Consider the following 24746-nt stretch of genomic DNA (forward strand, 5'->3'; position numbering starts at 1 on the left):
TTGCTTGCGAAGCCTTGGCTTAAATTTTCTAACCTGAAAGGTTTACGTCTTTGACAGCGGGGTAAACATGGGGTAGTTTCCAATTTTATTATGGAAAATAAAAAAGAGGGGAATTAGTTGGAGCGGGAGTTTACTTGTGGATGACTATGCTTCCGCCTGCAATTGTTTGGTCGAAACCGTTGTCGTAAATGACAATTTCTACTCCGTTGACTTCTGTCCAGATTTTGATTCTAAATGTGTCGAGACCAGTTTTTCCGCCGTCTCCGGCCCATAGCATAAATTTGTAGCCGCCTACTCCGTTAAGTGTGCCTGAGCCTTTGAAAGTTGCTTTGCTTCCTGCAACAACCAGCCACTCGTAGCTTGTGCTCTTAAAGTTCAAGCCCGCGGCGTGGAACTGGAACTCCGTATTGCCCGTTGGAACATTTGCGCCCTTCTGGTATTTGGATACGAAGCCGAAAGTAGCCTTACCCGAAAGCGATGGATCTAGCTTGTAAGCTCCCGCAGGGGAGTTTATCCAGCCTCCGCCAGTAACAAAGCCAGCGCTTGGATCATAAACCACAAAGAACACTTCAAAAATAGCATTATTCCCTGCATTATCGACAGCTGTAATGGATAATGTATAAACACCCGCACCCAGCGACTCTCCATCAAATACAGTTCGTGTTCCAAAAGAATCCTTTAAGCTTGCTGTTATCGACGCTACTCCACTTACCTCATCGCTTGCACTGAAACGCAAAGTGAATGGTGCAGGATAGACACCGCAATCTGCAACATCAGTCCTTATGACTGGAGCTGTCTTGTCAATTTTGATTTCTTGGGATGGAAGCTCGTAGACGTTTCCAGCGTTGTCAGTAGCCCGGTGATACAGGGTGGTGGTTCCCTCATCACTGATGGTGAATGGCCCAGAATATGCGATCCAGTTTTGGCCGTCAAAACTGTACTCTACTGAAGCTACTCCAGAAACTTCATCCGATGCGGTTAAGGTGACTGTAACGTCTGAAACCCACCAGCCATTAAGCCCTTCAGTTCCAGTAAGAGTCTTAGAAAGCGTTGGTGGTGTGATGTCAACGCTGAAGGTTTGGGATGCGGGCGTCGGATCTTCGTTTTCTGCTTGATCTTTGGCTTTTACCTCGAAGGTATGGGAGCCTTCACCTAATCCAGTCAACGTTATTGAAGTGGCGGAAGAGAACGCTGACCATTCGCCCCCGTCTAACCTCCAAGAATAAACAAGATTTCCAGCGGGAGTGACGTCGTCTGAACCTGACCAAGTAAAAGTGGCAGTTTGAACGTTGATCCAGCCGCTGGGACCCGAATCAATACTAGTATCAGGCGGCGTATTGTCAGCACTTACTTTGATTGAGAATCTTATTCCAGTTCCAGCACCAATTGTATTAGATGCAGAATCTTCCCCTGGCTTTAGTTTGAGTGTGAAATTATATGTTTTATACGCGGCGTTACTCGGAATCGTCAGCGTTAACTTTACTTTAACAGTGTCATTGAGGCTTTCCCATTTGTATTTTGTTTTTGGAGATTGTATCTCGTCGATTAAAGTCCATCCGGTGGGCAAAACGCTTTTATCCCAGCCTTCCGTGGTGACGGGAGGGCTTTCTCTTGGATTACCAGGTTGACCTGTAGGGGCTAATCCAAGGGTTACCGTTACGCTTGTGCTTCCTCCTGGGCTGACTGTTGCCGAATGTGTACTGGGCGAATAGGTGAACGGGTCATCTTCTATGCATTCTTCAGCTTTCACAAGAGATATGGCTGTTGGCATTATCATTGCTGCCAGTATTAGCATTATTGCGGTTAAAGCCGCCAATTTTTTCAACATTTTCTCTTTCCCACCTCGTTTCCTATTGGGGAGTTATCATCGCTCACGCTTTAACGGGGGTTAGATCCCCATCTCAGTCCCCCGGCTGAGAGCCCCCAAGCTGAGGGTTGAACCAGCCGCTTAAGCGCCCAGTCGCCTACCTCACTCTTCCCACTATTGGCTTTTTCAGCCCAGCTTAAACAGTAGCCATCAATATCCTTGAAAATTCTAAGCAGAATAGAAGCAACGCCGAAAACCACACATTCAACCCTTAACATCAGACTCCACACAGCTGGAGACTCTCAAACAATAGACATAATTACATATATTCTTCATAACCAAACTTAATAAAAATTAACATCAAAAAATAAAAATAACCATAACAAAATGCAGGGAAAGCATTAACAAACCAGAGAGCAGCTATCAATTCTATTACCTTACAGATAGGATAATAAGCACCATCCGGAAGCTTCCCATCAGCTGGCGGAGAAGAGCGCAAAGTTAAAGAGCGCTGTTTCATGAAAAGCAGCAAGAGTCCTTGGCGGGCCCGGGGGGAATTGAACCCCCGACCCCCGGGTTAAAAGCCCGGTGCTCTATCCTTGCTGAGCTACGGGCCCCTAGCAAATATTCTGGTGATTAAAGAAAAATTTATTGTTTTCTATTGCGATGAACTTTAGGCGCGGTGCGGATGATTTAGTTTATGAGCTCATAAACCAAACAAAGCCAAAATTTAGTTTATGAGCTTATGGCCCATGAAACGCGGAAGAGAGGCAAAGGCAAGTAGAGTGAGAATTCGCCACATCGCCATAAAATCTTCAATCGTAGATTTTGTTTCAAACCCTTAACTTTCTTTTAACAATTATGGAGACAACCGCCGCCGGTATTGCTCCAAAAACAACGGTCGATACGAGATCAAGCCAATTAACCTTTACAACCGGAGCCGCGGGCACTGTTAACGCTTCTGCTTTTTCAGCCGCCTCAGCCCTCTCTACAAGGTTTGCGCTTTTCGGCGTTTCAGGCTTCACTCCACCGTAAGTTTCTATGCCCGTAGGTAGAAGCATAAGGGGCGCCAACATTAATGTTACGCCGAGAAACGCTGCAAATATTAAGCTGATAAATGTTTTCTCCAACGCTCATCCCATCTCAAATATTACTCATGTTTGTTCCCTCTAATTATTCTATGTTTTTGAACGGCTCTCCAACAGCAGTTTAATCGTCTCAGCCCAAAGGATCACTGAGGCTAGCAGGCCGAACATCAACGCCACAACATTATGAGTACTCCAAGTGTGTTCGTAGAGAACTATGTAGGTGATAAGCATGCTCGTCATCCAAACAGCGTAAAACATGAATCTGGGCACCATGTATCTCCCCAGCTTAACAAAGAACTTTAAAACGCCGACCTTAACCTCCTGAGCGAGAAAATACTCGCCGGTAGCCGTTTTACCCGCCAGCCCAAGAGAGACCAGCTTGTCAAGGTGGTATGCTGCTAGGCTTGGGCTCGAAAACTTCAGCTGTCTCTGAACCTCTCTAACGCCAACCCTAGAGCCGGATCTCTCCAGCAGATACATGTAAACTTTGAGCGTTTTACCTCTAAGACTGGATTCTAGGTCAGATTCTTCCATGGAAATGCTCCATAAAACATTTAGTTAAAGAGCGGTTTTAAGATTTAAGATTGTTCAATCTACTTGAACGATTGTACTAAAACATAGGATAATGAGCCTCGACGCGGAAATATCTTGTGGTGAACGAAGTTGAAGTCTCGCACATGTTTAGCCATAGCGTTGCTAGCCTTAACCGCATTGGCGGCCGCTTGGGCGGTGACAGCGGTCTTTCGGATAGGCGAAAACGAGAAGGAGAAGACCACCCTTTTAAAAACCTTCGTCTCTAAAGACGAGATCGCCGCCTTTATCAGCGCCAAAATCAAGTCCGCGGAGAACGACCCCCTCGTAGGTAGGCTTATAGGCCCCTTCAGGACTACTGTGAGAACTTTCGCTGAAGCCGCCGCTCTTACATCTGCAGCTAAAGCGCCAGACTATTCGACGACGAACATTCAGGTTGAAGGTGTTGACGAGGCCGATATAGTTAAAACAGATGGGCGGATAATCTATGCGGCATCGTCCAACAGTTTGATAAGCATAGTTGAGGCATATCCGCCGGAAGAGATGAAGGTTCTTTCAAAGATCAGCGTTGATGGACGGGTCATCGGCTTATTTATAGGCGAAAATAGACTTGTGGTTCTCGTAGAGGAAGCCGTGAAGATCACGGCGCCATCCGAGTCTGAGAAAGAAGCGATGATAGCTCCGCTTCCAACATACTTTCCATGGAGAACGTCCATTAAAGTCTTCGATGTATCTGCGCCTGAGAAGCCTGTAAGCGTCGGCGAAGTTACTCTTGAGGGCAGCTATGTATCTTCGAGAATGATAGGTAACTATGTTTACGTGGTTTTAACGTACCTGATTCCGGTATGGACAGAGAACTTAACGGTTCTTCCAAAGTGGGCTGTTAATGAGGACTGGAGGGAGATTTCTCCGCCCAACGTATATTACTCGGACTCCATAGAGGCCCCTTCAAGCTACACGTTGATGGCGGCCATAGATATTTTAGACGTAAACCGTTCGACGGTGAAATCCGTGTTAACGGGCTACGCTTCACATATATACATGTCTAGGAGCAACCTTTACATAACTTTCCCAGTCTTAGATAGGTCTCTGGGCGGCTGGGGCAAGACAGAAGTCTATAGAATAGCTGTAAACGGGCTGGAGATCGAGTGCAAAGCGAAAGGCGAAATCCAAGGCGAAGTATTAAACCAGTTCTCAATGGACGAGCATAACGGATACTTTAGGGCAGCTACAACTACATTCATATATGAGCCGAGCAACGGCAGCATGAAGATGGAGAGCAACGTATACATCTTAAACGTGGAGGACTTAGAGATTGTTGGAAAGATTGAGGGCTTAGCCCCCGGAGAACGAATCTACGCCGCGCGCTTTATGGGCGACAGATGCTACCTCGTAACATTCAAGAAGGTTGACCCGCTATTCACAATCGACCTCTCAGACCCCTCATATCCAAAGGTTTTAGGAGCACTTAAAATACCGGGATACAGCGACTACCTCCACCCATACGATGAAAACTACTTGATAGGGATAGGGAAGGAGGCTGTTCCAGCCGAGGAAGGCGACTTCGCATGGTATCAGGGCTTAAAAATATCGCTCTTCAACGTATCTGACGTAGAGCGCCCAGAAGAGGTTGCCAAAATAGTTATAGGCGATAGGGGCACGGAGTCACCAGTCCTATTTGACCATCACGCACTGCTCTTCGATAGAAAAAGAAACCTGCTTGTAATCCCCATTGTTGAGGCGAAGATATTTGAGGAAGACTACCCCGGTGAGAAGCCGCCCTGGGCATACGGCAGACCAGTTTTCCAGGGAGCCTATGTTTTTCATATTTCGCTGGAAGACGGCATAATGTTAAGGGGCAGGGTAAGCCACATGAAAGACATGAGTGATGGCAGCATCGATCCAATGTACGAGGTTAAAAGAACGCTCTACATAGACGAAATATTATATACTGTCAGCGACGGGAAAATAAAAGCAAACGATCTAATTGATTTAAGCGATATAACTGAAATCTCGCTTGAATAGACGAGAATAATCCATTATTTTTTATTACGTTCTTTTTTCTGATAGGCCGATATTAAAAACTCTATTTTCTCCACTGCTGCAAAGCATTAATATATTGTAATAAGCAAATATTTTGAGTGCTGAGGTGCCATCTATGGGTTTAGTTGAAAAGGCAATAACCTACTTTAACAATCCGGGCGAAGACAACACCGAAATAGTCCTAGCCCTAGCGAAAAAGAGGGCTGAGGAGCTCGGCATAAGAGATGTTGTTGTCGCCTCGACGAGGGGTTTTACCGGCGTCAAAGCCTCAGAAATATTCAAAGGATATAATTTGGTCGTCGTCACCCATCACGCTGGATTTAGGGAACCTGGGCGTCAGGAGCTTCTGGAGGAGAATCGGAAAATTATAGAGGCGAATGGCGGCAAAATATTCGCTGGAACCCACATATTCGCCGGGGTTGAGAGAGCGATAAGAAGCAAGTTTAACACGGCTTACCCGGCTGAAATAATGGCGCAAACCTTGAGGTTGTTCGGTGAAGGGATGAAGGTTGCTGTTGAAATAGTCGCCATGGCCGCTGACGCTGGACTTATACCAGTAGATAGAGACGTAATAAGTATAGCTGGAACCGGTAGGGGCGCTGACACGGTGATAGTTGTTCAACCGGCGAATTCATCGAGGATATTTGACATGTTTATTAAGGAGATTATCGCCAAGCCCAGATCCAGATAGCGGTGATCCAGCGATGATTAAGAGAAGGCTCGGCAAAACGGATTTAATGGTTTCAATAATAGGTTTCGGAGCGATAAAGCTGCCGCAAATAGATTATGAGACATCAAGCAGAATACTTAACAGGGCTTTAGATTTAGGCATAAATTTTATTGATACCGCCCGATCCTACGGCGACAGCGAGGAAAAAATAGGATTTGCCATAAGCAATAGAAGAGAGGAGTTTTATATCTCAACGAAAACAGGCGCCCTCACATACGAGGAAGCCGCGAAAGATATAGAGAGAAGCCTAAAAAACTTGAGAACCGATTACATAGACCTGTACCTTTGCCATAACCCTAACCACCCGGATAAATTTGAGAAAGTTATGGGGACAAACGGAGCCCTAAAGGCTCTTAAGGAGGCGAAAAAGAGGGGGGTTATTGGGCATATAGGTTTTAGCTGCCACAGGTATCATGAGACCATGGAGAAGGGGTTAAGATCTGGGGAGTTTGAGGCGATCATGGTCTCTTACAATATACTGAACGACGAGCTAGTGGACGAGAGAATTCTACCCCTAGCTAAGGAGATGGATGTTGGCGTAATAGCCATGAAGCCTCTAGCAGGCGGCTTCCTAGCGACGCCACCCCAAGCCCTTGCCAGCAAATCAAAGATTCCAATAAATGCTGAAACAGCGCTCCGGTTTGTTCTATCCAATGATGCGGTCGCAACAGCTATTCCGGGAATGATGAGAATTGAGGAGGTTGAAGAGAACGCGCATGTGGGCTACAGCTTTTCATCGTTGAGTGAGGAAGAGAAGAAATCCATTGTGGAGGCGGCTGAATCCCTGAGCAGAGAGTTCTGCCGCGGATGCGGGTACTGTCAACCATGTCCCCAAGGCATATTAATACCGATAATATTGCGTCAGCTAGCATACTATAAACATTATGGTTTAACGGATTGGGCTAAATGGCGGTACAGGATGGTTGAAGTCAAAGCCAACTCATGCACCCAGTGCAGCCAATGCGTAAAGAAGTGTCCATACAGCCTCAATATTCCAGAAATGTTGGCGGAAGCGCATTCCCTCCTATCATCATAGAAGGATAGGAGAAATATACGTGCTTCTTAAACTAACGTTTAGTAACGCTCAGTTGTAGATGCCCTATGTCGATAAAAAACCTTTTAAATGAGATATCTTCAAAGAGCGCGCCCGGCCCCTCCCCATCCTTTAATACGCTGGATTTAATAAGGCTGCTTAGGCTACTGGCTGAATCCGGTAAAGCCGGGCGCATAAAAATATCTAGGGAGCTAGGCTTAGGTGAGGGGGCAACAAGGACTATGCTTAAAAGGCTGTCTGAAGCCGGCTTAATAGTAACTTTAAAAACCGGATGTTCGCTCAGCGATAGAGGGAGATCCCTCTGGAATAATATTGCGAAGATTATACCGAAGATTGTCGAGATTGGAAGCAACGAGCTAACCCTAGCACCCAAAAGCGTCGCCATACTGGTTAAGGGCCGTGCCGATAAGGTTAAGAGCGGGATTGAGCAGCGGGACGCTGCGGTTTCAATCGGCGCAAAGGGCGCTGTAACAATGGTTTTCAGAAATAACAAGGTTATTATTCCGGGCGTTAGCGTGGATCTGGAGAGAGACTATCCATACGCGTTTAAAGAAATAATGCGTTTGATAAATCCGAGTGAAGGCGACGTCATAATAATTAGTAGCGCAGACTCTCTTATAAAAGCGGAGTACGGCGCGTTGGCGGCGGCTTGGTCGATAATATAGGGCTAGTACGTGATTTTTTCCCCGCGGGTAAAAATTCTCTCTAAAGCCGCGTTTAAGTCGATAAAGCCACTATTAGTTTTAGATGAGACGGGTATTAGCGGAAAGTTTAATCCCAACTGGCAGATTGCCCTGCTTAACCTGTGGCTTAGTAGGCGCCTATCCCCGTTAAGCCTCTCGTTTATAGCTGACTCTAAAGCAGCCCTATCCTCAGACCACTCGATAATCGTGTCAACATCCTCTTGCGAGATAAGGTCACATTTAGAGAGCACATGAATCTGCGGGAGAAGAAAACGCATGTAGACGGCTGCTGAAAGAAACATGTTTGAAACATAGTTAAGCGGGTTTAACGAGAAGACAGCGTCAAACAAATAGATTACGGCTTTCGGATCCTTACTGATCTCGCTAGCTATATACGGCCCACTAGCCCTAAAGGCGAAGAGCTCCATTTGCCCGGGGGTATCAACAAGCAGAATGTCTGGGCCTACGGCTTCGATCTCTTCCCTGATCTTCTCTATTTCGCCAGCTATTAAATCCGCAGCCATTATCAGCGCTCCGTTCGGGCCAAGCTCATACTCATCCATTATCTCATCAATAGTTATGTAGTCGCGTATGTCTATGTCTGGCGTATAGGGCAGCTTTATCACGCCTGGATCAAGGTTCAACGTTGCAACATTCTGCTCATTCACCCTCAACCACTCGGAGAAAGCCGCCGTTAATAGGGATTTGCCTGAACCAGCCGTCCCTATTATAAACGCTATGAAGACCATGCTCAGCCATCCATCTCCATAAAACTGGCTCCTCTAGGGGTAAAGGTAAAGGGAAGGGATCAAGCCTGTATTGGCCTTATTCTCCCTCCCTTATCTGATACTAGTTCCGACATCTGCATAATCGACCTTTCAATTCTCTGCCTGGCCACATTTATATCTTCAGACGTCGTCGAGAAATGAAGCTCTATGTAAGATGTTTTCTCAGAGATCTTGGGATGTGACTTTATATAAACGTAAGGGTTCTCGCGCATAACCTGCTCTATTAAAGGCGCTAAATCCGACTCAGGAACCCCTCTAACCTCTAAACTAGCCTCATAGAAAACCATGTTTCCAGCAACTTCGCGTAGAAGCGGCGCAACAGACTCATCAAATATAGCCATCATCTCCTGCGGAACCCCCGGAAGCATAACCAAGTTTACATCCTCATGCTTGACGAGAACCCCCGGAGCCGTTCCAACTGGGTTTGGCAGAGGCTTTGCGCCCCTCGGCAACGTCGCCATTTTAATCCTATACTTCGTTAGCTCGAATTTCTTTATTCTGCCCTCGGCAACGTACTGCTCATATCGTTTCTTAATCATCTCTAGGGCTTCTTTATTCTCCTCGAGATCGCAGCCTATGGCTTTAGCGACCCCTTCAAGAGTTTTATCGTCGAATGTGGGGCCTAATCCGCCAGTCGTTATAATGAATGATGGTTTACGTTGAATGGCTTCTCTTATGGCGGAGGATATTTCGTCTAAGTCGTCGCCGACAACGGTTATTCTTCGGACAGATAAACCTAGACTCGTTATCCTTCTAGCAAGCCAATGAGCGTTAGTGTTTAAGATCTTGCCTATAAGCAGCTCGTTTCCAATACATATTAGCTCCACATAACGATTAACCGCCGACAAATCCATCGCCTCAAATATTCCTCTTAAATAAAAGGGGAAATAAAAGGATTATTTCCGAGAGTAGGGAGCTGGGTGGGTTTAAGCCTTTTGATTCCGCTTAAATCACTTCTTCTTTGACAGCCACCATTGTAGATATTCTTTTCTCATCTTTTTTCTTTCATCTTCATCCATATCCGCCTCAAAACGCTCCCTAGATTTCTCCTTAATCTCAATAAGCTCCTGATGCGTGAGAGAGAGACCGCAGCTCCTACATACATAATGCTTAGTTCGACTTATGTAAAGCATCTCGCCTCCACATTCAGGACAATATAGCATGACTAAACCCTTCAATTTAATCTAAAAAACTAAATCTAACAAAAATACCTTTTGGTTAAAAACTAAAACAATGCTGTCACATAAGCGGAGAAAAACTTTTAGATAGCATGCAGCCTTTCAATTTTTGGGTGAAACGAAGCAGATGCCGGGGTGGCCGAGCGGATAAGGCGCTGGACTCGAGATCCAGTGTCCCCTCGCGGGACGCAAGGGTTCGAATCCCTTCCCCGGCGCCAAATTTGAAATGGGGCTTAAAATTGGCTCTGTTGTTAGGGTCTTGTTTTGCTGGTTTGGGACTGTCCCGGGACGGTCCCAGGACTGTCCTATCCGGCCTATTAGGAGGTTTTCGAGGTATTGGTTTATGCCCATCTCCGCCTCTCGTGCTTTAGCCTTCAGCAGCTCGTAAACCTCTTTCTTCAGGGTTAAACCGACCATGCCGGGCTTAGGCATAGAAGTATTCACCTCTTAACGTTTTAAAATTAGGCGTTTTGGCCTATAAAAAGACTGCATCTGAAAGGTTCAGATTTTCTGGTCTTGCCGATTGATGAGGAGATGGCATAGCCCGAATAAAGGAAAACGCATATAACGTGCTCAAAATTTTTAACTTCTCCGTTTTGGTGGTTTAACTAAACGTCAGCTTAGGCTTTCTTTTTTCTTTTCGCTTCCAGGGCTTTCTGCATTTTCTCGCATCGTTCATACCATAATTTTTCATACTCCCTTTGGGATACAACCCTATTTTTAAGGTCAGCTATGGTGCGTATTCCCTCATTCTTACACCATTCGACACAGATCCTGTAGGCGTCCCAGTCCAGCTCTTCATCCTCCCAGTAGACTGGAACCTCTGAAAAACCGTGTAGGAAGGCTGCGAAAGCCCTTGTGTGTCCATCAACAAAGATAACATCATCTCCAAGCCTCTTAACTGGTATAGGCTCCATCGCCGTAGGGTTATTAGCGTCAAATGTCTTCATAACTTCAGATAGCTTTTCAGAGCAGATGTAAAGCTGGCTTGGCTGAATTTCGCTTAACTTCATCATGAACACTTTATTTGCCACATCAAACGCCACACATTATATCATCGAGTTTTATTGGCAGACGGACATATGTATTTTTTCTCAACTGAGAAAGTTAAACAATGTTTAAGGTTTTTATGGATCTGAGTTCTCTTTATCCCATCATGTGTTTAGTTTTTTCATTAAGGTTCATGGAGGGTTCGCTGCATCTGATTCTTTTAGCGGCGCGTATGAAAGGTTTAGGCTGGAAAGTACATGTGAAATTTCGGTCTGAACTGTTCAAGACTCTTTGTTCTTTTCAAACATATAAGGTTCTGTTTGAGCCAATATCTTAAGGTGTCCGGTTTGTGGTGGGGATATTAGGGGTAAGCTTTTGGGGGGTGGAGTTTTAGGTTTTATAGGGTTCGAGTGTGAGGAGTGCGGGGCTAAGTTCAACCTTTATGAGAGTTCAAGGTCGAAGTTCACTATTCCCAAAGCAAAAGGCTAACTTAAGCGTGGGGGACGGGTTTAGTGGGTTTGGAGGCTGAGGTTGAGAGCAAACTCTATCATTATATTCTTAGCGTTCTGGAGAAGAGGGGCTTCACTATTGATGGTGTGAGGTTTGATGAGCCTAAGACCCAGTTTCCTGTTAATGGTCGTAAAGCTGATTTAGTAGTTCTTCTGGCTGGGAGTAAACCTCTTTTAGTTATTGAGTGTGACGGAGAGTATGAAGCAGTAAGCTCTCAACGCCAATTTTAGCATGAGAGGTACTGCTAAAATTGATACCCCCTATACCTTTTCCGCATATTCGTTACGAAGTCTTACAGGTTTGTAGATTTGCCTTCTCTCTAAGCCCCCTGAGGTAAGCGGCATATCTGGGATAATAGGTTACCGCTTGTTTTAGCAGGTTCATGTAGTGCTTAGCGCAGACCTTAATGGGCGTCCTGCCCTGGATAAAGTCGGCCACGCTCTCAGGTATCTCCAGCTCCACCATCTTATCAAACGCAAATTTCCGTAGATATTTTAATTGGATTATGCCCCTTGCACCACTCTTCTCGCCAATTTTCTTTGCGGTTTCATATGAGATTGATCGCTTAATATTGTCAAGCAGTCTCTTAGTATACTCTGTTATGAAGGCTGCATAAGTGTTCTTATTCCCCCTTAGCATCCTGAACTGAGCGACGTAGAAGCCATCATGAGTCTCAAGCCTAACGCCCCCACCATTATAGAGCTTTAGGAACTCAGTAGCCTCAATAACCCCTTAAGCCACTGTCGAGCATAAGGTTAAAGAGAGTTTCGTAGACGCCTTTATCCCTAAGCGCCCTTAATGATTCAATAATCTCTCCCTCGCTTGGAACCCTAACATTAACCCAACAGACACCTTAGCAGGCTCTTACGCATCAAGGTTAGATAGAAGGAGTCATAACCCTTAACTTCAAGGAAACTGAAAAGGTTCCTAAGAGCATTAACGAGGTTCTTCCTCTGCCCCATAAACATCTTAGAAACATCGCTGGGAGAACCTATAGGCTGCCTAAGGAACCGATCCAAATAACTAACCATCGTTTGAATATAGTCCTCCGTAACGCCCTTAGCCCTAAACCAAACAAGAAACTCGCCCCTAACACCGTTATAATCAATCGCTTGCAGACTCGAGATCCAAACAAAGTTCTCGCCTTATTTTCGGAAAGCAGTTAATTTTGGGCCGATATATCGGTGTAAAAGTTTAGGTTTCTTGGGGATAATGCAAGTATAATTAAAACGTTAATTGGAGAAATAAGAAATGTTTATTTAGGTATGGTGTGGGTTGATTATGTCTAAGCCCTTTAGTGGAGAAGAGTTTTGGAATATTCCGCGGGACGATAAAGAGGTTTTGCGGGAGCTTGGGAGGAAGGTTTTTGAGATAGCCACTTCAAGCGTTAATGAAGAGTATATTGAACTGCAGGAGAGCATAAACAGGCTGGAGATGGTGAAGCCAATAATATATGTTTACGAGATCCCTTGGCATGAAGTGAACGTTCATGGAGAGCTCGACCTTAAGACGAAGCATCCGCTCTGCCGTATATATGAGGAGAGGCTGAGACGCATAATATATAAATGGGAGCATGGTCTCGGCGCCCCGGTCGACGACCCGAGGTTCACTTATCCAGGCTTAGAACCAGCGATCATACAGCCGCTTCAAGACTACATTATTGATTCCGGCTATGGCATACAGGTAGAGGAGGATATCGTGAAGAAGGATGAGAGAAACCCCATTGTATCTCATCGCTTTCACGTGCAAATTAAAAGCGAAGAAGACATCGAGAAAATTAAGATGCCTAGGGTCGCATTTGATTCTGAGCGCGCTGAGAGGGATTTTCAGGCGCTATGCGATATTTTTGATGGGATTATACCCGTAGAGAGGCGCGGTGTATCCTCATTCTGGTTTGCGCCATGGGACGAGATCGTGCAGTGGACGGGCGTGAAGGAGATTCTCATAGATATGTTTCGTAGACCGAGCTACGTCCATAAGCTCATAGATAGAATGGTTGCAGCATGGCTACATAGGTTAGAGCAGTACATGAGGCTTGGTTTACTGAGAGACGACCCAATGAAGCTCTGGGGGGTGGAAACAGCCCAGGTCTTCGCGGCGGCATCCCCAGCTATGCACGAGGAGTTTGCTTTGAAGCATGAGAGACCATGGTATGAGAAATGGGGATATAATTATTACGGCTGCTGCGAGCCCCTACACCATAAGATTGACATCCTGAGAAGAAATGTTCCAAGGCTAAGAAAGATTTCAATAAGCCCATTTGCAGACTTTAAACGGGCTGCTAAAAACATCCGCGATGAATTCGTAATCGCTTGGAAGCCGAGCCCCGCGGTTTTTGCCGCGTCGATCTGGGATCCTGAGAGCGTGAGGAAAGATATTGAGGAGAAATTGAGGATAGCTAGAGAGTACAACTGTATAATCGAGATCCACATGAAGGATATAAGCACCGTTAATTACCAGCCTCAGCGCCTATGGGAGTGGGCGCAGATAGCTTCTAGAATTGCGGAGAAATATGTGTAGCTTTTCTATAACGCCTCAGAAGATGGAGGTCTAGCTAAATGCGCTTAAACGGCCGCGCCGTTAAGAGGATGAGTAAGCGCTTGCCCCTCTCTAGTGATAGGATCGCTTCCCCGAATCCAGTTTTCGTGATTGAGCATCTTGAGCCTAAGGTTGGAAAGTGGCTTTATTTTGAGTATGCAAACGCTTCTAGAATTGTCGGTAGAGATAGGCTGATCTTTACAAATGTTAAGAGAAAAGAAGACGCTAAAGTCCTATCTGATTTAGGGGTGGTTAGACGCGAGAGTTTCTCTGAAATTTTTAGCCCTGAGAAGATCATAATCCTTGACCCTAAAGCCTTAGAGAGGCTTAGGCCCGGTGACTTTACGGATAAGGAAGCCGTCATAGTTGGCGGGATTCTCGGCGACAATCCACCTAGGGGAAGAACGAGAAAACTGGTGACGTCTAAGGCTCCGAGCGCGTTATCTAGAAACATCGGTGAAGGACAATTCTCCATTGACGGCGCGGTCTATGTGGCTAAACTGGTGAGCGAGGGCGTTAAGCTGGAGGATATACCAGTTAAAAGAGGCTTGCACATACGGATCAACGATAAATTCGAAATATATCTACCTTACCTGTATCCTCTACGTGATGGTAAACCAATTATAAGCGACGATCTAGTAAATTACTTGATGTCAAACGAAATAGTTCACGATGAGGAGAAGATTTTAGGGGAGTAGTCGGCTACAGCCTACATTTTAAACTGTACTCCACCGGAATCAAGGATTACGGTTCTCGGAGGATTAAAGGTTGATTTAATGGTGAAAACTTTTAAGCCCTTAAGCACGGCTCTTTCCAGCAGCGCCGCGAACTCTGGATCCACCTCAAAATTTGGTTTAACTATTAGCGCATCGGGTCTCTGGACTGAAAATATTAGCCCGGATTTGAACCCATACCCCAGCAGCGCTGTTAGCTCTATTGTGTGTTGTCTTCCCCTCTGTGTTGGTGCGTCGGGAAACAGCGCAACGGAGTCCATGACGTGAGTTACGCATTTAACCTCAATATAAAATACTTCTGAATCCTTTTCCGCTGCAAAATCTAATCTAACCCTTGAATGTTCATTCGGCTCAAAATTCTTTTTAATAATTCTGTAGCCATTTAGATCTCGAATTAACCCTGCTTTAATCGCTGTCTCGGCGAGAAAGTTTGAGAACTGAGCGTCCACGATGATTGGTAAAGCGCCGTGTTGAATTGCAAACATACTATAAACACTTTTTGCTCTTGCGCTGGCTCTCGCCTTCCGTCTCCTAAAGTACGCTGTTTCCCCGGAGCACAGCACTGTCGTAAGTCTACCTGAGTTAGGTAGATGCGCGTAAACTTCTTCACAGTCGACTCTCGCTAAAACCATGAATCGGTTCAATCTCTTCAAAAACTTTCCCGCAATGAGTTCGAAGTCGAGAGTTATAGGCAGTTTACTCATACCTAACCCGTCATGTAAAGCGTGTAAACTGAAGGCTTCACTTTACGCTTTAAAACAGAAGGTTAATAAGTTTTAATTAACCTTTTTTCAGTTTAGTTCAAATCAATCTCACGTCTAATGGATCTTAATGCCAAATAGCGTTAGAGGGCTTTTAAATGAAAATTCTAGAGAAGGATTTTAAGCATGGAAAAATTACCGTTGTTCCAGAGTTTCTCGAAGACCTCTGGGTGCTCTACACAGTTATTCAGAAGGGCGACGTTGCATATGCTAGAACCACGCGGGAAGTCCGCTTAGGCGAGAGGTACGAGAGGTCTGAGAAAGGCAAACGTATATCAGTTTTCCTAGGCCTTAAAGTTGAAAGCGTCTACTGGGATAAAAGCCTAAACCGCCTTAGAGTTCACGGCACGGTTTGCGACGCGCCTGAAGATATTGGGGCTATGGGTTCACACCACACCTTCAATGTAACTCTAAATACGCCGATTACAATAATTAAAAAGAGGTGGCTGGACTATCATGTTAAGCAGATTGAGCGGGCAGCTTCAGGTAGAACCGCGCCGATGATAATAATTTCTATTGATGATGAAGGATACTGTGCAGCTACCTTAAGTGAAGTCGGCTTAGACATAGCAGCCGAGGAGCGCATCAGTTTGCCTGGAAAACATATGGTTGATGAGAGGCAAAGGGTTCTTAATGAGATGTTTAAGTCCGCCCTAAGGGTTCTGGAAGATTTGGTTAAATCATTAAATGGCTCAATAGTTGTAGTTGGGGTTGGATTCGTTAAAGAGATGTTCATGAGGTTTTTAAGGGAAAACCAGTCGAACATTTACAGTAAGGTTGTTGATGTGAAGAGCGTGAACAGCGCTGGAAGATCTGGGATTTATGAGGCTTTGCGCTCAGGCATACTCTCTAAAGCTCTCCAGCACATCAGGGTGGTCGAGGAGTCCTCCGCGGTCGAGGAGGTTTTAAAGCGTTTAGGAATGGGGAGAGAAGACGTCACTTACGGCTTAAGCGAGGTTGAACGCGCGGTTTCCCTCGGTGCAGTTGAGGAAATATTGGTGACAGACGAGCTGATTAGAGGCTCCTCAGATGATGAGATGCTTCACCTAGAGGAGCTCATACGAAGCGTTGAAGATAAAGGTGGTAGGGTCAGAATCATCAGCATTGAACATGAGGCGGGCGCGAAACTAAAGTCCCTTGGGGGAATAGCCGCCCTGCTACGCTTTCCAATAAGCCAATAAGCTAGCGCGCCTTACCTATCCGCCTAGCTTTCTAAGGATCTCTTTCTCGGCGAATGAAACTAAACTGTTTAATTTGTCTTCGTCTTTAGCCTCAGCGTTCATCCTTATGAGCGGCTGCGTATTAGACGGCCTTACAAGAAACCAGCCGTCCTCGGTGATAACTTTAACCCCATCAACAGTTACTGTTTTATATCCTAGGGATCTAAATTCTTCTGCGAGCTCCTCAACAACCTTAAACTTCACTTCATCTGGACATCTGTAGCTTCTGACTGGTATCTGCGGGTACTTGGGCATAGAATCAATTATGTCAGAGAGTTTTCTCCCGTCTTTCGATATGACCTCAGCCACCTTTAGGCTAGCATATACAGCGTCGTCGAAACCATACATGTCTCTGAAGTAGAAGTGGCCGCTTGTTTCTCCGCCTAAAACAGCGTTCTCGCTTATCATCTTATCGTAGATGTATGTGTGTCCAACGCGGCTTAAAACCGGTTTTCCGCCAAAAGACCTTATGGTTTCCTCAACGATCATGGAGCAGCTAACCTCATAGACAACGGCTGCGCCCTTATCCCTGCTTAAATAGTATCTGGCTAGCAGCGATAAAATCATGTTGCTTGGGACTAGTCGACCCCTATCGTCGATGAAGATTGCCCTGTCACCATCACCATCAAAGCTAACCCCGAAATCAGCCCCACACTCATGTACAAGCCTCCCCAGCTCCTCTAGAGTCTGCTCGTTAGGCTCTGGTGGGTGCTTTGAGAATGAGCCATCCGGCTCACCGTATATAGTGTAGACGTCTAAACCAACCTTCCTGAAAACTCTCGGTATCAGTACGGTGCACGATCCTCCACCGGGGTCAGCCGCCACTTTCAGGCTTCCAGCCACATCCACTTTTTTCGAGACATGCTCCTCGTAATCTCTGATGGCTTCGGTGTTGATTTTAACCGCCCCTTTCTTTGATTCCCTGAAAACTCCCTTAAGCGCCATCTCCTTGAATTCTTCCATTCCGCTGCCCATGCATAAGAACCCCTTGCCAAACAGGATTTTAAAGCCGTTCCATTCAGGCGGGTTATGTGACGCTGAAACCATGACCCCGCCGTCCGCACGATAATGTCTCGTAGCGAAGTAGAGCAGCGGTGTTGTCACAACTCCTATATCCTCAACGTTTAATCCGCAAGCGGTCATACCGCTTATAAGAGCGCTGCGGAGGGATCCGCTGCTTAGCCTTACGTCTCTGCCAACGATGAAGGTTTTCCCCTCGTTGCCAGCGTAGTCCGCTAAGGCTCTCCCTATAATGTGGGCTACTCTCTCATCTAGGTCTAAGCCATAGATGCCGCGTATATCGTAGGCTCTAAAGATGCTTTCAGGTACCGCTGAGATCATCCCCAGACACCGACTTCAAACATTCAGAAATATTTATGGTGAACCAGAATATTTAATTTATTGGAGCTGTCATTTAGCGTAAAACTTAACGTGGCGTCGGATTAGGAAAGGGGGATAGGTGAAAATTTTTGAAGGCAGTTGATGAAATAGTGGCGTTTGGGCATCCGCTCATAAAGGCTACTCATAAATCTACATTTGAAGTGACGAAGGAGAGCTTTCTCACCGAGAAGGGCGACTGCATAATCGCTGTTAGAGCTAATAAAGCTGCAAGAGACCTAAATGAAGATTTTAAGGAGGCTGCGAAGAAGGCGGACGCCACTATAACAATTATTATTGAGGTGGACGGCGAAAGGGAAATCGTTAAAGCCTACGGTAATCCAAATCTGACCCTTACGCATCCAACAGACATTGTTGTCAGAAAAAGCAGCTACGTCTGCGGCAGAACTGTGGCGATCAGGGCGGATAAGGCTGCATGTGACCTCTCAAGAAGCCTTATGGGTAAACTTAAGGGGCATGAGAGACAGGTAAAGATAACGTTGATAGCTGAGAGATAGAATGCGACATATCGCTTATTTAAGTACTTTCTCTAGGTCGCTTGGCTTGTAGCATCTGATCCCGTAAGACAAGGCTCTCCTCTTAGCTTTCTCCGACACATCGTTTGAGATTAATATCGGAACCACCATTACACCCAGCTTTTCTTCAAGCAGATGCTTAACATATTCATCGAAATCCTTCTTGGTCTGCGAGATAGCCCTGGGTCCGGCTGGACTTGATAAATCTTTAACCTGAACAACTAGGATTAAGCCCCCTCTATGAAGGATAAGATCCTGAATGCGGCTTCCATGCCTCCTCCTAAGCTCGACATCCCAACCATATGATTTAGCCATTTCGGCAACATATTCTTCGAGACCCAAGTTTAAGCCTCCAACTCTTTTCCGCAAACGCTGGTTTAATTTACTCTTTGTTTAGAAGAGCATGTGCCTTAAAAGGTTTATTTAAAATGATGCCTCAGATACCCCAGGGGCCCTCATTAAATCGGGTACTGTAGCCATCTTCATCGGCGGAATAATCAGAGTTCTCCCGAAGATAAATATTTTTCGGAGACCGCTTCTATTCACCAGCCCGGCTCTTTACAGCAATATCTAGCTCCTCTATAAACTTAGGAAAGTTTTCCTTCGGTATTCTCGCCCCCGCAGCCTGCGGGTGCCCCCCTCCGCTTCCGCCGAACTTCAGGGATATGCGGCGCAGTATGCTGTTTAAATCGATGCCTTTCTCGCATGTCCTTAAGCTCATGTCTATGAAGCCTTTCCGCTCCTCGCCAGCTACCCCAACCAGCGTGTTGGCTAACGCTCTAACGTATGTTGCTGTTTTACCCGCTGAGAACGGTACGTTAAGAGCGTACGCGATGTCACCGTAAACTTTAATATAGCTGCTTAATGACCGTATTATCTCATCCTCCCGCCTAGTGTTTTCTAGCGCCGCTTCGAGTAGACCCGGATGTAGGCTTGGAGGCTGGCAGCTTGCTAGGTGAAAAACGAGTTTCCGCTTAAACTCGTGATCCCTTCTAAAACCCTCTAACCCCTGCACCAGAACGCCGGTCTCAAAATATATTGTTCTCTTATCCCATCTGCAGAGCAGCGCAGATATTACTGGAGTGTTATCCAAGTAGTCTGAAACCGCCCCATAGATCGCAACTCTGCTCATAAGCCAAGTCAATTTTTCCTGAAACAGCGTGTATGTGAGCTCGGAAGCCGAGGAGCTGACGCTGTGAATGACTTTTCCCGGAATATTCTCTAGCTGGAGGTTTTCCGGCAGCGGATGATGGTCAACATATATGAGTTCCCCCGACCCATCGATCTCTAGAAACCTTTTCAGGATAACCGCCAAATTATCTTCTGGAAGAGATATGTCACATATTATTGCGCTGTCGCCATTCTTAACATTCTCCAAGTCTTCTAGAAGGCCGGATGGATGCGTGAAGAAGACTTTAGCGTCTGGGTTAGCGGCTAAAGCTAATGCCCCAGCGCATACGCCGTCTCCGTCGCCGTGCGTAAAGATCCATTTAATCATAAGAAAACTTTTACCGCTAAACAGATATTAACTTTTCAACGTTACGTTGCTGCGCTTTAGGACGATTTTTTCCGCTAGTAATAACGCTAGACATATATCTGTTTGCTAGCATAGTAATCTTGATTCCGCTTATGAGCCTGAAAACGGATGAATTAGACTTCAGTAGGGCTTCAGTGATAGTGAAGACTCTGAGAAACTATGAGAAGGTTACAGCTCAAATTTTAAGGGAGATTTTCCCTGAAGCCAAAGTTTTAGCCGAGCCGCTGAATTTCTCAGGCTTAGTTTTAGTTTGGTCGAACCTGCCCGCGGAGGATTTAGCCAAAGAGATTGAGGCGAAGGTTCCGGAGGCGGAGAGGGTTCTGCCAATAAAATGCTATTCGCCAGCTAGAATCGAATCAATTATGGACGCCGCTAAAAGCGCTATTGAATATTTAAGGGACGCTAAGTCGTTTGCAGTAAACACCGTTAGGAGAGGGCGCCACAGCTTCTCAAGTATAGACGTAAACATCAGGGTCGGCTCAGTATTAAAGGATGCCTTAGGATGCCCAGTCAACCTAGACTTCCCAGATAAAGTTATGTTCGTCGAAATTATTGGGCCGCATGCTTACATAGGCGTAGTTGATGGAAGCGTTTTCCCAAAGAAGATGAGGCCCGGAAAATTTCAGGTTAGAGAATACTTCAAGAAGGTTTCGCTTGTTCAAATGCCGTATTTAGGCGGCTTGGAAGCCTCCCATGAGATGGGCGTTAGGATTGGTCGTGAAGCCCAAACGTTTGAGGTTGGCGAATTAGTTATTGCGCCAATAGGATCCGTTAGGGCTGATGATCTAAACGCGTTTCTCAAGGGCGTCTTCGAGGGAATAGAGTCTAGATATCAGATACAGTCGAAAACATATGCGCATAGACCCCACAGGACCGAAGTCTACGTCCAGAACCTCTACGAGCTTGTTAGGGAAAGGGCGAAAGAACCCATAATAGTTTTTGAACCTGAAGGTGAGCCAATAAGCTCCATATCATTGGAGCTGGCTGAAACAGTTATCAAGAGTAGCAGGGTAAGCTTCCTAGTCGGCTCTAGGGAGGGCATACCCCACGGAGTATTTAGATTCGCAAGCCTAGTGGTGGATCTATGTCCAGGCGTCACGATAGCAACAGATCTGGCGGCGGCTTCAGCCCTAACAGCCTTAGCGTTCGCGGTACATCAGGAGCTGAGCTGCAACGCAAAGGAGAAGGAAGAAGTGAAGTAGAGGTAAACTTTATTCTTGGGTAGAGGCATACCGTTTTTCTATGGGTGATGCAAGATGCGTAAGGTAGTGCTTGGCAATAGCGGGCTGCTGGTTTCTAGGCTGTGCATAGGGACGGATTACTCGGACATTTACGGTAGATCGCTTATTGGACGCGATATATTGGTTAAGGGCTTCGAGATGGGCGTGAATTTCTGGGATTCTTCAGAAAGCTACGGCTCCTACCCGTCTATAAGGGAGGCTGTGAAGGAGATTGGGCGCAGTAAAGTTGTTATCACTAGTAAAAGCTATAGCAGGAGCGTTGAGGGCGCAAGAAGAGATCTTGAGGATGCTTTGAGGGAGATAGACACCGGCTACCTTGACATATTTATGCTGCACGCGGTTGACACAATAGACGATTTTAAAAGCAGGCGCGACGTGCTGGACTTTCTTCTTAAAGCGAAGAGAGACGGGGTTATAAGGGCTGTAGGCGTCTCAACACACTCCTCAGTTCTCGCAATGGAGCTCGCAAGATACCCGGAGATCGATGTTGTTTTAACGGTTCTTAACATGGAGGGAATAAATATTCATGGGGGAGATTTAGAAAGCATGCATAAAGCCATAAAGGCGCTTTACGATAGCGGTAAAGGAGTGTACTTGATGAAGGTTTTAGGGCGAGGAAAACTTGCAGACAGAGCGAAAGAGGCTCTCAGATACGCCTTCAGAGTACCTTATGTTCACGCTGTCTCCGTAGGTGTAAGAAGCATTAGGGAGCTTGAGGAAGCAATTAGGGTAGAGGAGGAGGTTGACGGGGTCTAGGAGCACAGCCTATCTCCTCAATCTAAGGTTTAGTCTGCTCACCGAGTGTCTCTCAGCCCTAAACTCGAATTCTCTGCCTTCAGCTGTTGGCAGATCTTCCTCTCTAACCCACACGTTCTCTGGGAAATCGAAGTCGTTGTATGCTCTTACATCTCTAGCGTTAAGAACCGCTAAACTACCACCGTTAAACTCACCCTCACCGAGCAGAGATATCTTGACGTCAAAATCCTCATCGAGGCTCCGGTTAACCAAAGTTATCACTAGGCTTTTTCTATCTTGGCTTACTGATGCCGCCGCGTCTAGGGCTTTAAGCGGCTTAAGGGGTCTTCTCTGAGAGCGCTGCTGGCCAACATAATCTTTCTCAGCAGGCTCCCTTATTACAGGCGAATCGACATCGGTTTTTAGGGCTATGTTCCCCATGTGCGGCTGATAAATGTTGAAGACATGGTATGTTGGAGTAAAGACCGCTTTTTCGCCCCTCGTAAGGCATATGCTTTGCAGAACGTTGACCGCTTGAGCTATGTTAGCCATCCAAACCCTCCTCGAATAGCCGATGAAAAGGTTTAGGACCGATGCGGCCAGTATGGCGTCTCTCAAAGTATTCTGCTGGTATAGGCCGCTTTCAACAGTAGCCTGCGGATGCCAGACCCCCCACTCGTCGACAGCTATGCCTATATTCTTTCTGCCCTCAGAGAAGAAGTCCACCACAGATATTGCTTGCTGAATCTGGTATTCAAGGTGCTGGATGTCGAAAAGCAGGTTAAGGTATTGTTCATCGCTGAAACTTATGTCGCCGCCATAGCGCTGCGGATTACCGAAGTAATAGTGTATTGACAGGTAGTCTACCAGATGAATAAAGTCTCTTAAAGCCTCCATAAACCTGTAATTCCAGTCTCTGGACGTGTGTCCGCACGCTATCAGCTTAACTGATGGATCGGCTTGCTTGAGGAATGTTGCGAATCTACGGTATTCCCAAGCATAGTACACTGGGTCAAATGAGCCGCCGCAACCCCAATTCTCGTTTCCGACACCCCAATACTTCACCCTGTACGGCTCCGGATGACCATTCTTTGATCTAAGACTCGCATACTTGGTGTTACCGGAGTAATTGCAGTACTCAAGCCAAGCCAGAGCTTCGCTGGGACTTCCGGAGCCGACGTTGGCGCATATGTATGGTTCTGCGCCAGTAAGTTTACATAGTTTTATGAATTCATCTGTGCCGAACTCGTTTGATTCTTCGCCACCCCACCATATGTTAACTCTCCTAGGCCTTTGCTCCCTTGGGCCTATGCCATCCTCCCAATGATAAACGTCTGCGAAGCATCCTCCGGGCCATCTGATGATTGGTGCGCTGATGGATTTAAACGCGTGGAGGGCGTCTCTCCTCAGCCCCTCATAGTTCGGTATTCTGGAGTCTTCCCCAACCCATATTCCTGGATAAATGCATCGACCCAAGTGCTCAATGAAATGTCCGAAGATATGCGGGTTTATGACGCTGACCTGATCATATAACCTTACGATTAAACTTGAGGTCTTACTCAAACCTAACACCTACCTTCTAGCGACAAAAATCATAAAAGTTCCCTTAAACTATTAAGCTTTCGTAAAAGGTGGTTTTAAATGAGGTGCCCAGTATGTGAGGCGGAGGTTGACGAGGGCGCAAGATTCTGCCCTAAATGCGGCGCATCTCTAGACACGATAAAGAACATTATTGTGGCTACAACACCTACAATACCGGGCTATAGAATTAAGAGGGTGCTTGGTGTAGTTACCGGCTTATCCCCTAGGACGAGGGGCATGCTTGGAAGGTTTATCGCAGGCATTGAAACGATGTTTGGTGGTGAAGTCAAAGCCTTCACAACAGAGATTGAGAAGGCGCGCGCAGAGGCTTTAGAGAGGATGAAGGCGAAGGCCGCAGCTATGGGGGCAAACGCTGTTGTCGGAGTGGATTTGGAGACATCTGACCTTGGTTTAGGCGCAGGCATAATTGTAATATCTGCCACCGGAACCGCGGTGATAATTGAGCCGGAGGGATAGTAAACCATCAGTTGGATTGAAGACTGCCTTAATCAACTGAAAGTAGCGCTTCCGCCACTTGGATTAGCCCCAGAAGGATAAACGTGGCGGCAGCCCCGATTCGCAGAAACTTCTCCGGCACAGCCCTTAGGATCTTATGGCCTAAGAAAACGCCTATGCCAGTTATTACTGTGAACGCCAGCATAATGCCCGCCAGAACCAGTATAGGGTTTCCGAACTGGGCTGCTAGGAATATTGAGAAAATCTGCGTCTTATCGCCTAGCTCCATTAATGCAACCAGCGAAAAAGCTCTAAAAAACGATGCGCTAACATCTTTGCATATTCCTCTATTCTCTTCTCTGCGGATAAGTGAGAGTATGCCGAAAACTATGAATGTTAAACCCGCTGCAAGCCTAATAATATTCCTTGGCAGCATGCACAGCAACTCCCCACCCAGCAAAGCGCTTAACCCATCAACCATGAAGAATGCTGCCATGGCTCCAAAAAAGACTGAGGGGGCTGACGATCTGGATGAGAGCATAATTGTGCAAATCTGAGTTTTATCGCCGAGCTCGGCTAGGAAAATGATGGAGAAGGATGTTAGCAGCGGCGCTAAATCCATGCTCAT

28 protein-coding genes and 2 tRNA genes are annotated in these 24746 nt (G+C 46.2%); 13 read left to right on the top strand and 17 right to left on the bottom strand.

The window, feature by feature from the left end:
• Nucleotides 1-130: 130 nt before the first annotated feature.
• From QXR61_01620 to QXR61_01640, 5 genes are all read right to left on the bottom strand, one after another.
• The gene (locus QXR61_01620) at nucleotides 131-1828 is read right to left on the bottom strand and encodes a post-COAP-1 domain-containing protein (GenBank protein ID MEM3756651.1); all 1698 of its coding nucleotides are present in this window, start codon (nucleotides 1826-1828) and stop codon (nucleotides 131-133) included.
• 50 nt (nucleotides 1829-1878) lie between these two features.
• Entirely contained in the window at nucleotides 1879-2085 is a 207-nt protein-coding gene (locus tag QXR61_01625) for a hypothetical protein (protein ID MEM3756652.1), read from the bottom strand.
• A gap of 261 nt (nucleotides 2086-2346) precedes the next feature.
• A tRNA-Lys gene (locus QXR61_01630) sits at nucleotides 2347-2424 on the bottom strand.
• 216 nt (nucleotides 2425-2640) lie between these two features.
• The gene (locus QXR61_01635) at nucleotides 2641-2937 is read right to left on the bottom strand and encodes a hypothetical protein (GenBank protein MEM3756653.1); all 297 of its coding nucleotides are present in this window, start codon (nucleotides 2935-2937) and stop codon (nucleotides 2641-2643) included.
• A gap of 48 nt (nucleotides 2938-2985) precedes the next feature.
• A complete protein-coding gene (locus QXR61_01640; protein MEM3756654.1) occupies nucleotides 2986-3429 on the bottom strand; it encodes a hypothetical protein in 444 nt (147 codons plus the stop codon).
• Nucleotides 3430-3558: 129 nt separating this feature from the next.
• Here QXR61_01640 and QXR61_01645 point away from each other — a divergent pair, with 129 nt between their 5' ends.
• The 4 genes from QXR61_01645 (at nucleotide 3559) to QXR61_01660 (ending at nucleotide 7918) form a co-directional block, all read left to right on the top strand.
• The gene (locus QXR61_01645; protein MEM3756655.1) at nucleotides 3559-5451 is read left to right on the top strand and encodes a beta-propeller domain-containing protein; all 1893 of its coding nucleotides are present in this window, start codon (nucleotides 3559-3561) and stop codon (nucleotides 5449-5451) included.
• A 133-nt stretch (nucleotides 5452-5584) separates the two neighbouring features.
• On the top strand, nucleotides 5585-6160 hold the full coding sequence (locus tag QXR61_01650) for a pyruvate kinase alpha/beta domain-containing protein (GenBank protein MEM3756656.1): 576 nt from the start codon (nucleotides 5585-5587) through the stop codon (nucleotides 6158-6160).
• 13 nt (nucleotides 6161-6173) lie between these two features.
• The gene (locus QXR61_01655; GenBank protein ID MEM3756657.1) at nucleotides 6174-7235 is read left to right on the top strand and encodes an aldo/keto reductase; all 1062 of its coding nucleotides are present in this window, start codon (nucleotides 6174-6176) and stop codon (nucleotides 7233-7235) included.
• A 65-nt stretch (nucleotides 7236-7300) separates the two neighbouring features.
• Nucleotides 7301-7918, top strand: coding sequence for a DUF4443 domain-containing protein (locus QXR61_01660; protein ID MEM3756658.1), 618 nt, complete (start codon nucleotides 7301-7303; stop codon nucleotides 7916-7918).
• Between the two features lie 2 nt (nucleotides 7919-7920).
• Here the strand turns inward: QXR61_01660 and QXR61_01665 are convergent, their stop codons facing one another.
• The 3 genes from QXR61_01665 to QXR61_01675 all read right to left on the bottom strand — a co-directional run bounded on the left by QXR61_01665 (nucleotide 7921) and on the right by QXR61_01675 (nucleotide 9887).
• The gene (locus tag QXR61_01665; GenBank protein MEM3756659.1) at nucleotides 7921-8685 is read right to left on the bottom strand and encodes an ATP/GTP-binding protein; all 765 of its coding nucleotides are present in this window, start codon (nucleotides 8683-8685) and stop codon (nucleotides 7921-7923) included.
• A 59-nt stretch (nucleotides 8686-8744) separates the two neighbouring features.
• A complete protein-coding gene (locus QXR61_01670; GenBank protein MEM3756660.1) occupies nucleotides 8745-9572 on the bottom strand; it encodes a nicotinamide mononucleotide deamidase-related protein in 828 nt (275 codons plus the stop codon).
• Nucleotides 9573-9674: 102 nt separating this feature from the next.
• Nucleotides 9675-9887, bottom strand: a complete 213-nt coding sequence (locus QXR61_01675; protein MEM3756661.1) for a hypothetical protein — start codon at nucleotides 9885-9887, stop codon at nucleotides 9675-9677.
• A gap of 144 nt (nucleotides 9888-10031) precedes the next feature.
• Here QXR61_01675 and QXR61_01680 point away from each other — a divergent pair.
• Nucleotides 10032-10120: transfer RNA gene (locus tag QXR61_01680), tRNA-Ser, on the top strand.
• A 402-nt stretch (nucleotides 10121-10522) separates the two neighbouring features.
• Here QXR61_01680 and QXR61_01685 read toward each other — a convergent pair.
• Complete coding sequence (locus QXR61_01685) at nucleotides 10523-10948, bottom strand: ParB/Srx family N-terminal domain-containing protein (GenBank protein MEM3756662.1); 426 nt, start codon at nucleotides 10946-10948, stop codon at nucleotides 10523-10525.
• Nucleotides 10949-11410: 462 nt separating this feature from the next.
• Here QXR61_01685 and QXR61_01690 point away from each other — a divergent pair, with 462 nt between their 5' ends.
• Complete coding sequence (locus QXR61_01690) at nucleotides 11411-11632, top strand: hypothetical protein (GenBank protein ID MEM3756663.1); 222 nt, start codon at nucleotides 11411-11413, stop codon at nucleotides 11630-11632.
• 52 nt (nucleotides 11633-11684) lie between these two features.
• Here the strand turns inward: QXR61_01690 and QXR61_01695 are convergent, their stop codons facing one another.
• Together QXR61_01695 and QXR61_01700 are read right to left on the bottom strand one after the other, a co-directional pair.
• Nucleotides 11685-12128 (bottom strand): integrase, encoded by a 444-nt coding sequence (locus QXR61_01695; protein MEM3756664.1) that lies wholly within the window; start codon nucleotides 12126-12128, stop codon nucleotides 11685-11687.
• A 110-nt stretch (nucleotides 12129-12238) separates the two neighbouring features.
• Complete coding sequence (locus QXR61_01700; protein ID MEM3756665.1) at nucleotides 12239-12421, bottom strand: hypothetical protein; 183 nt, start codon at nucleotides 12419-12421, stop codon at nucleotides 12239-12241.
• 262 nt (nucleotides 12422-12683) lie between these two features.
• Between QXR61_01700 and QXR61_01705 the strand changes: the two genes are divergently transcribed.
• Entirely contained in the window at nucleotides 12684-13922 is a 1239-nt protein-coding gene (locus QXR61_01705) for a hypothetical protein (protein ID MEM3756666.1), read from the top strand.
• Between the two features lie 38 nt (nucleotides 13923-13960).
• Entirely contained in the window at nucleotides 13961-14638 is a 678-nt protein-coding gene (locus QXR61_01710) for an SAM-dependent methyltransferase (protein MEM3756667.1), read from the top strand.
• A gap of 11 nt (nucleotides 14639-14649) precedes the next feature.
• Here QXR61_01710 and sfsA read toward each other — a convergent pair whose 3' ends face one another.
• Nucleotides 14650-15378, bottom strand: a complete 729-nt coding sequence (sfsA, locus tag QXR61_01715) for a DNA/RNA nuclease SfsA (GenBank protein ID MEM3756668.1) — start codon at nucleotides 15376-15378, stop codon at nucleotides 14650-14652.
• Between the two features lie 155 nt (nucleotides 15379-15533).
• Between sfsA and QXR61_01720 the strand changes: the two genes are divergently transcribed.
• The gene (locus tag QXR61_01720; GenBank protein MEM3756669.1) at nucleotides 15534-16616 is read left to right on the top strand and encodes an mRNA surveillance protein pelota; all 1083 of its coding nucleotides are present in this window, start codon (nucleotides 15534-15536) and stop codon (nucleotides 16614-16616) included.
• Nucleotides 16617-16631: 15 nt separating this feature from the next.
• On the opposite strand, the gene QXR61_01725 is transcribed toward QXR61_01720, so the two are convergent.
• Nucleotides 16632-17996 (bottom strand): phosphomannomutase/phosphoglucomutase, encoded by a 1365-nt coding sequence (locus tag QXR61_01725; GenBank protein ID MEM3756670.1) that lies wholly within the window; start codon nucleotides 17994-17996, stop codon nucleotides 16632-16634.
• 128 nt (nucleotides 17997-18124) lie between these two features.
• On the opposite strand from QXR61_01725, the gene QXR61_01730 reads away from it, so the two are divergent.
• On the top strand, nucleotides 18125-18550 hold the full coding sequence (locus QXR61_01730; GenBank protein ID MEM3756671.1) for a DUF371 domain-containing protein: 426 nt from the start codon (nucleotides 18125-18127) through the stop codon (nucleotides 18548-18550).
• 15 nt (nucleotides 18551-18565) lie between these two features.
• Here the strand turns inward: QXR61_01730 and QXR61_01735 are convergent, their stop codons facing one another.
• Nucleotides 18566-18910 carry a hypothetical protein gene (locus QXR61_01735; protein ID MEM3756672.1) on the bottom strand — a complete coding sequence of 115 codons (345 nt, stop codon included), beginning with the start codon at nucleotides 18908-18910 and terminating at the stop codon, nucleotides 18566-18568.
• 196 nt (nucleotides 18911-19106) lie between these two features.
• Nucleotides 19107-20066, bottom strand: a complete 960-nt coding sequence (locus tag QXR61_01740; protein ID MEM3756673.1) for a DHH family phosphoesterase — start codon at nucleotides 20064-20066, stop codon at nucleotides 19107-19109.
• Nucleotides 20067-20197: 131 nt separating this feature from the next.
• On the opposite strand from QXR61_01740, the gene QXR61_01745 reads away from it, so the two are divergent.
• Both QXR61_01745 and QXR61_01750 read left to right on the top strand, forming a co-directional pair.
• Nucleotides 20198-21307, top strand: coding sequence for an SPOUT family RNA methylase (locus tag QXR61_01745; protein ID MEM3756674.1), 1110 nt, complete (start codon nucleotides 20198-20200; stop codon nucleotides 21305-21307).
• A gap of 54 nt (nucleotides 21308-21361) precedes the next feature.
• Nucleotides 21362-22102, top strand: coding sequence for an aldo/keto reductase (locus tag QXR61_01750; GenBank protein ID MEM3756675.1), 741 nt, complete (start codon nucleotides 21362-21364; stop codon nucleotides 22100-22102).
• Between the two features lie 9 nt (nucleotides 22103-22111).
• Here the strand turns inward: QXR61_01750 and QXR61_01755 are convergent, their stop codons facing one another.
• Nucleotides 22112-23644, bottom strand: coding sequence for an alpha-L-arabinofuranosidase C-terminal domain-containing protein (locus tag QXR61_01755; GenBank protein MEM3756676.1), 1533 nt, complete (start codon nucleotides 23642-23644; stop codon nucleotides 22112-22114).
• A gap of 78 nt (nucleotides 23645-23722) precedes the next feature.
• Here QXR61_01755 and QXR61_01760 point away from each other — a divergent pair, with 78 nt between their 5' ends.
• Entirely contained in the window at nucleotides 23723-24139 is a 417-nt protein-coding gene (locus tag QXR61_01760; protein ID MEM3756677.1) for a heavy metal-binding domain-containing protein, read from the top strand.
• 28 nt (nucleotides 24140-24167) lie between these two features.
• Here the strand turns inward: QXR61_01760 and QXR61_01765 are convergent, their stop codons facing one another.
• Nucleotides 24168-24746, bottom strand: a complete 579-nt coding sequence (locus tag QXR61_01765) for a TMEM165/GDT1 family protein (GenBank protein MEM3756678.1) — start codon at nucleotides 24744-24746, stop codon at nucleotides 24168-24170.

It is taken from the genome of Candidatus Bathyarchaeia archaeon (assembly GCA_038882715.1).
GTDB lineage: Archaea > Thermoproteota > Bathyarchaeia > Bathyarchaeales > DTEX01 > DTEX01.

Excerpts from the sequence above, each read along its gene's own strand:
- QXR61_01675 (MEM3756661.1), bottom strand. The coding sequence starts at position 9,887 with ATGCTATATTGTCCTGAATGTGGAGGCGAGATGCTTTACATAAGTCGA.
- QXR61_01760 (MEM3756677.1), top strand. The coding sequence starts at position 23,723 with ATGAGGTGCCCAGTATGTGAGGCGGAGGTTGACGAGGGCGCAAGATTC.
- QXR61_01660 (MEM3756658.1), top strand. The coding sequence starts at position 7,301 with ATGTCGATAAAAAACCTTTTAAATGAGATATCTTCAAAGAGCGCGCCC.
- QXR61_01740 (MEM3756673.1), bottom strand. The coding sequence starts at position 20,066 with ATGATTAAATGGATCTTTACGCACGGCGACGGAGACGGCGTATGCGCT.
- QXR61_01650 (MEM3756656.1), top strand. The coding sequence starts at position 5,585 with ATGGGTTTAGTTGAAAAGGCAATAACCTACTTTAACAATCCGGGCGAA.
- QXR61_01725 (MEM3756670.1), bottom strand. The coding sequence starts at position 17,996 with ATGATCTCAGCGGTACCTGAAAGCATCTTTAGAGCCTACGATATACGC.
- QXR61_01710 (MEM3756667.1), top strand. The coding sequence starts at position 13,961 with ATGCGCTTAAACGGCCGCGCCGTTAAGAGGATGAGTAAGCGCTTGCCC.
- QXR61_01665 (MEM3756659.1), bottom strand. The coding sequence starts at position 8,685 with ATGGTCTTCATAGCGTTTATAATAGGGACGGCTGGTTCAGGCAAATCC.
- QXR61_01640 (MEM3756654.1), bottom strand. The coding sequence starts at position 3,429 with ATGGAAGAATCTGACCTAGAATCCAGTCTTAGAGGTAAAACGCTCAAA.
- QXR61_01655 (MEM3756657.1), top strand. The coding sequence starts at position 6,174 with ATGATTAAGAGAAGGCTCGGCAAAACGGATTTAATGGTTTCAATAATA.
- QXR61_01625 (MEM3756652.1), bottom strand. The coding sequence starts at position 2,085 with ATGTTAAGGGTTGAATGTGTGGTTTTCGGCGTTGCTTCTATTCTGCTT.
- QXR61_01750 (MEM3756675.1), top strand. The coding sequence starts at position 21,362 with ATGCGTAAGGTAGTGCTTGGCAATAGCGGGCTGCTGGTTTCTAGGCTG.
- QXR61_01720 (MEM3756669.1), top strand. The coding sequence starts at position 15,534 with ATGAAAATTCTAGAGAAGGATTTTAAGCATGGAAAAATTACCGTTGTT.
- QXR61_01745 (MEM3756674.1), top strand. The coding sequence starts at position 20,198 with ATGAGCCTGAAAACGGATGAATTAGACTTCAGTAGGGCTTCAGTGATA.
- sfsA (MEM3756668.1), bottom strand. The coding sequence starts at position 15,378 with ATGAGTAAACTGCCTATAACTCTCGACTTCGAACTCATTGCGGGAAAG.
- QXR61_01765 (MEM3756678.1), bottom strand. The coding sequence starts at position 24,746 with ATGAGCATGGATTTAGCGCCGCTGCTAACATCCTTCTCCATCATTTTC.
- QXR61_01620 (MEM3756651.1), bottom strand. The coding sequence starts at position 1,828 with ATGTTGAAAAAATTGGCGGCTTTAACCGCAATAATGCTAATACTGGCA.
- QXR61_01705 (MEM3756666.1), top strand. The coding sequence starts at position 12,684 with ATGTCTAAGCCCTTTAGTGGAGAAGAGTTTTGGAATATTCCGCGGGAC.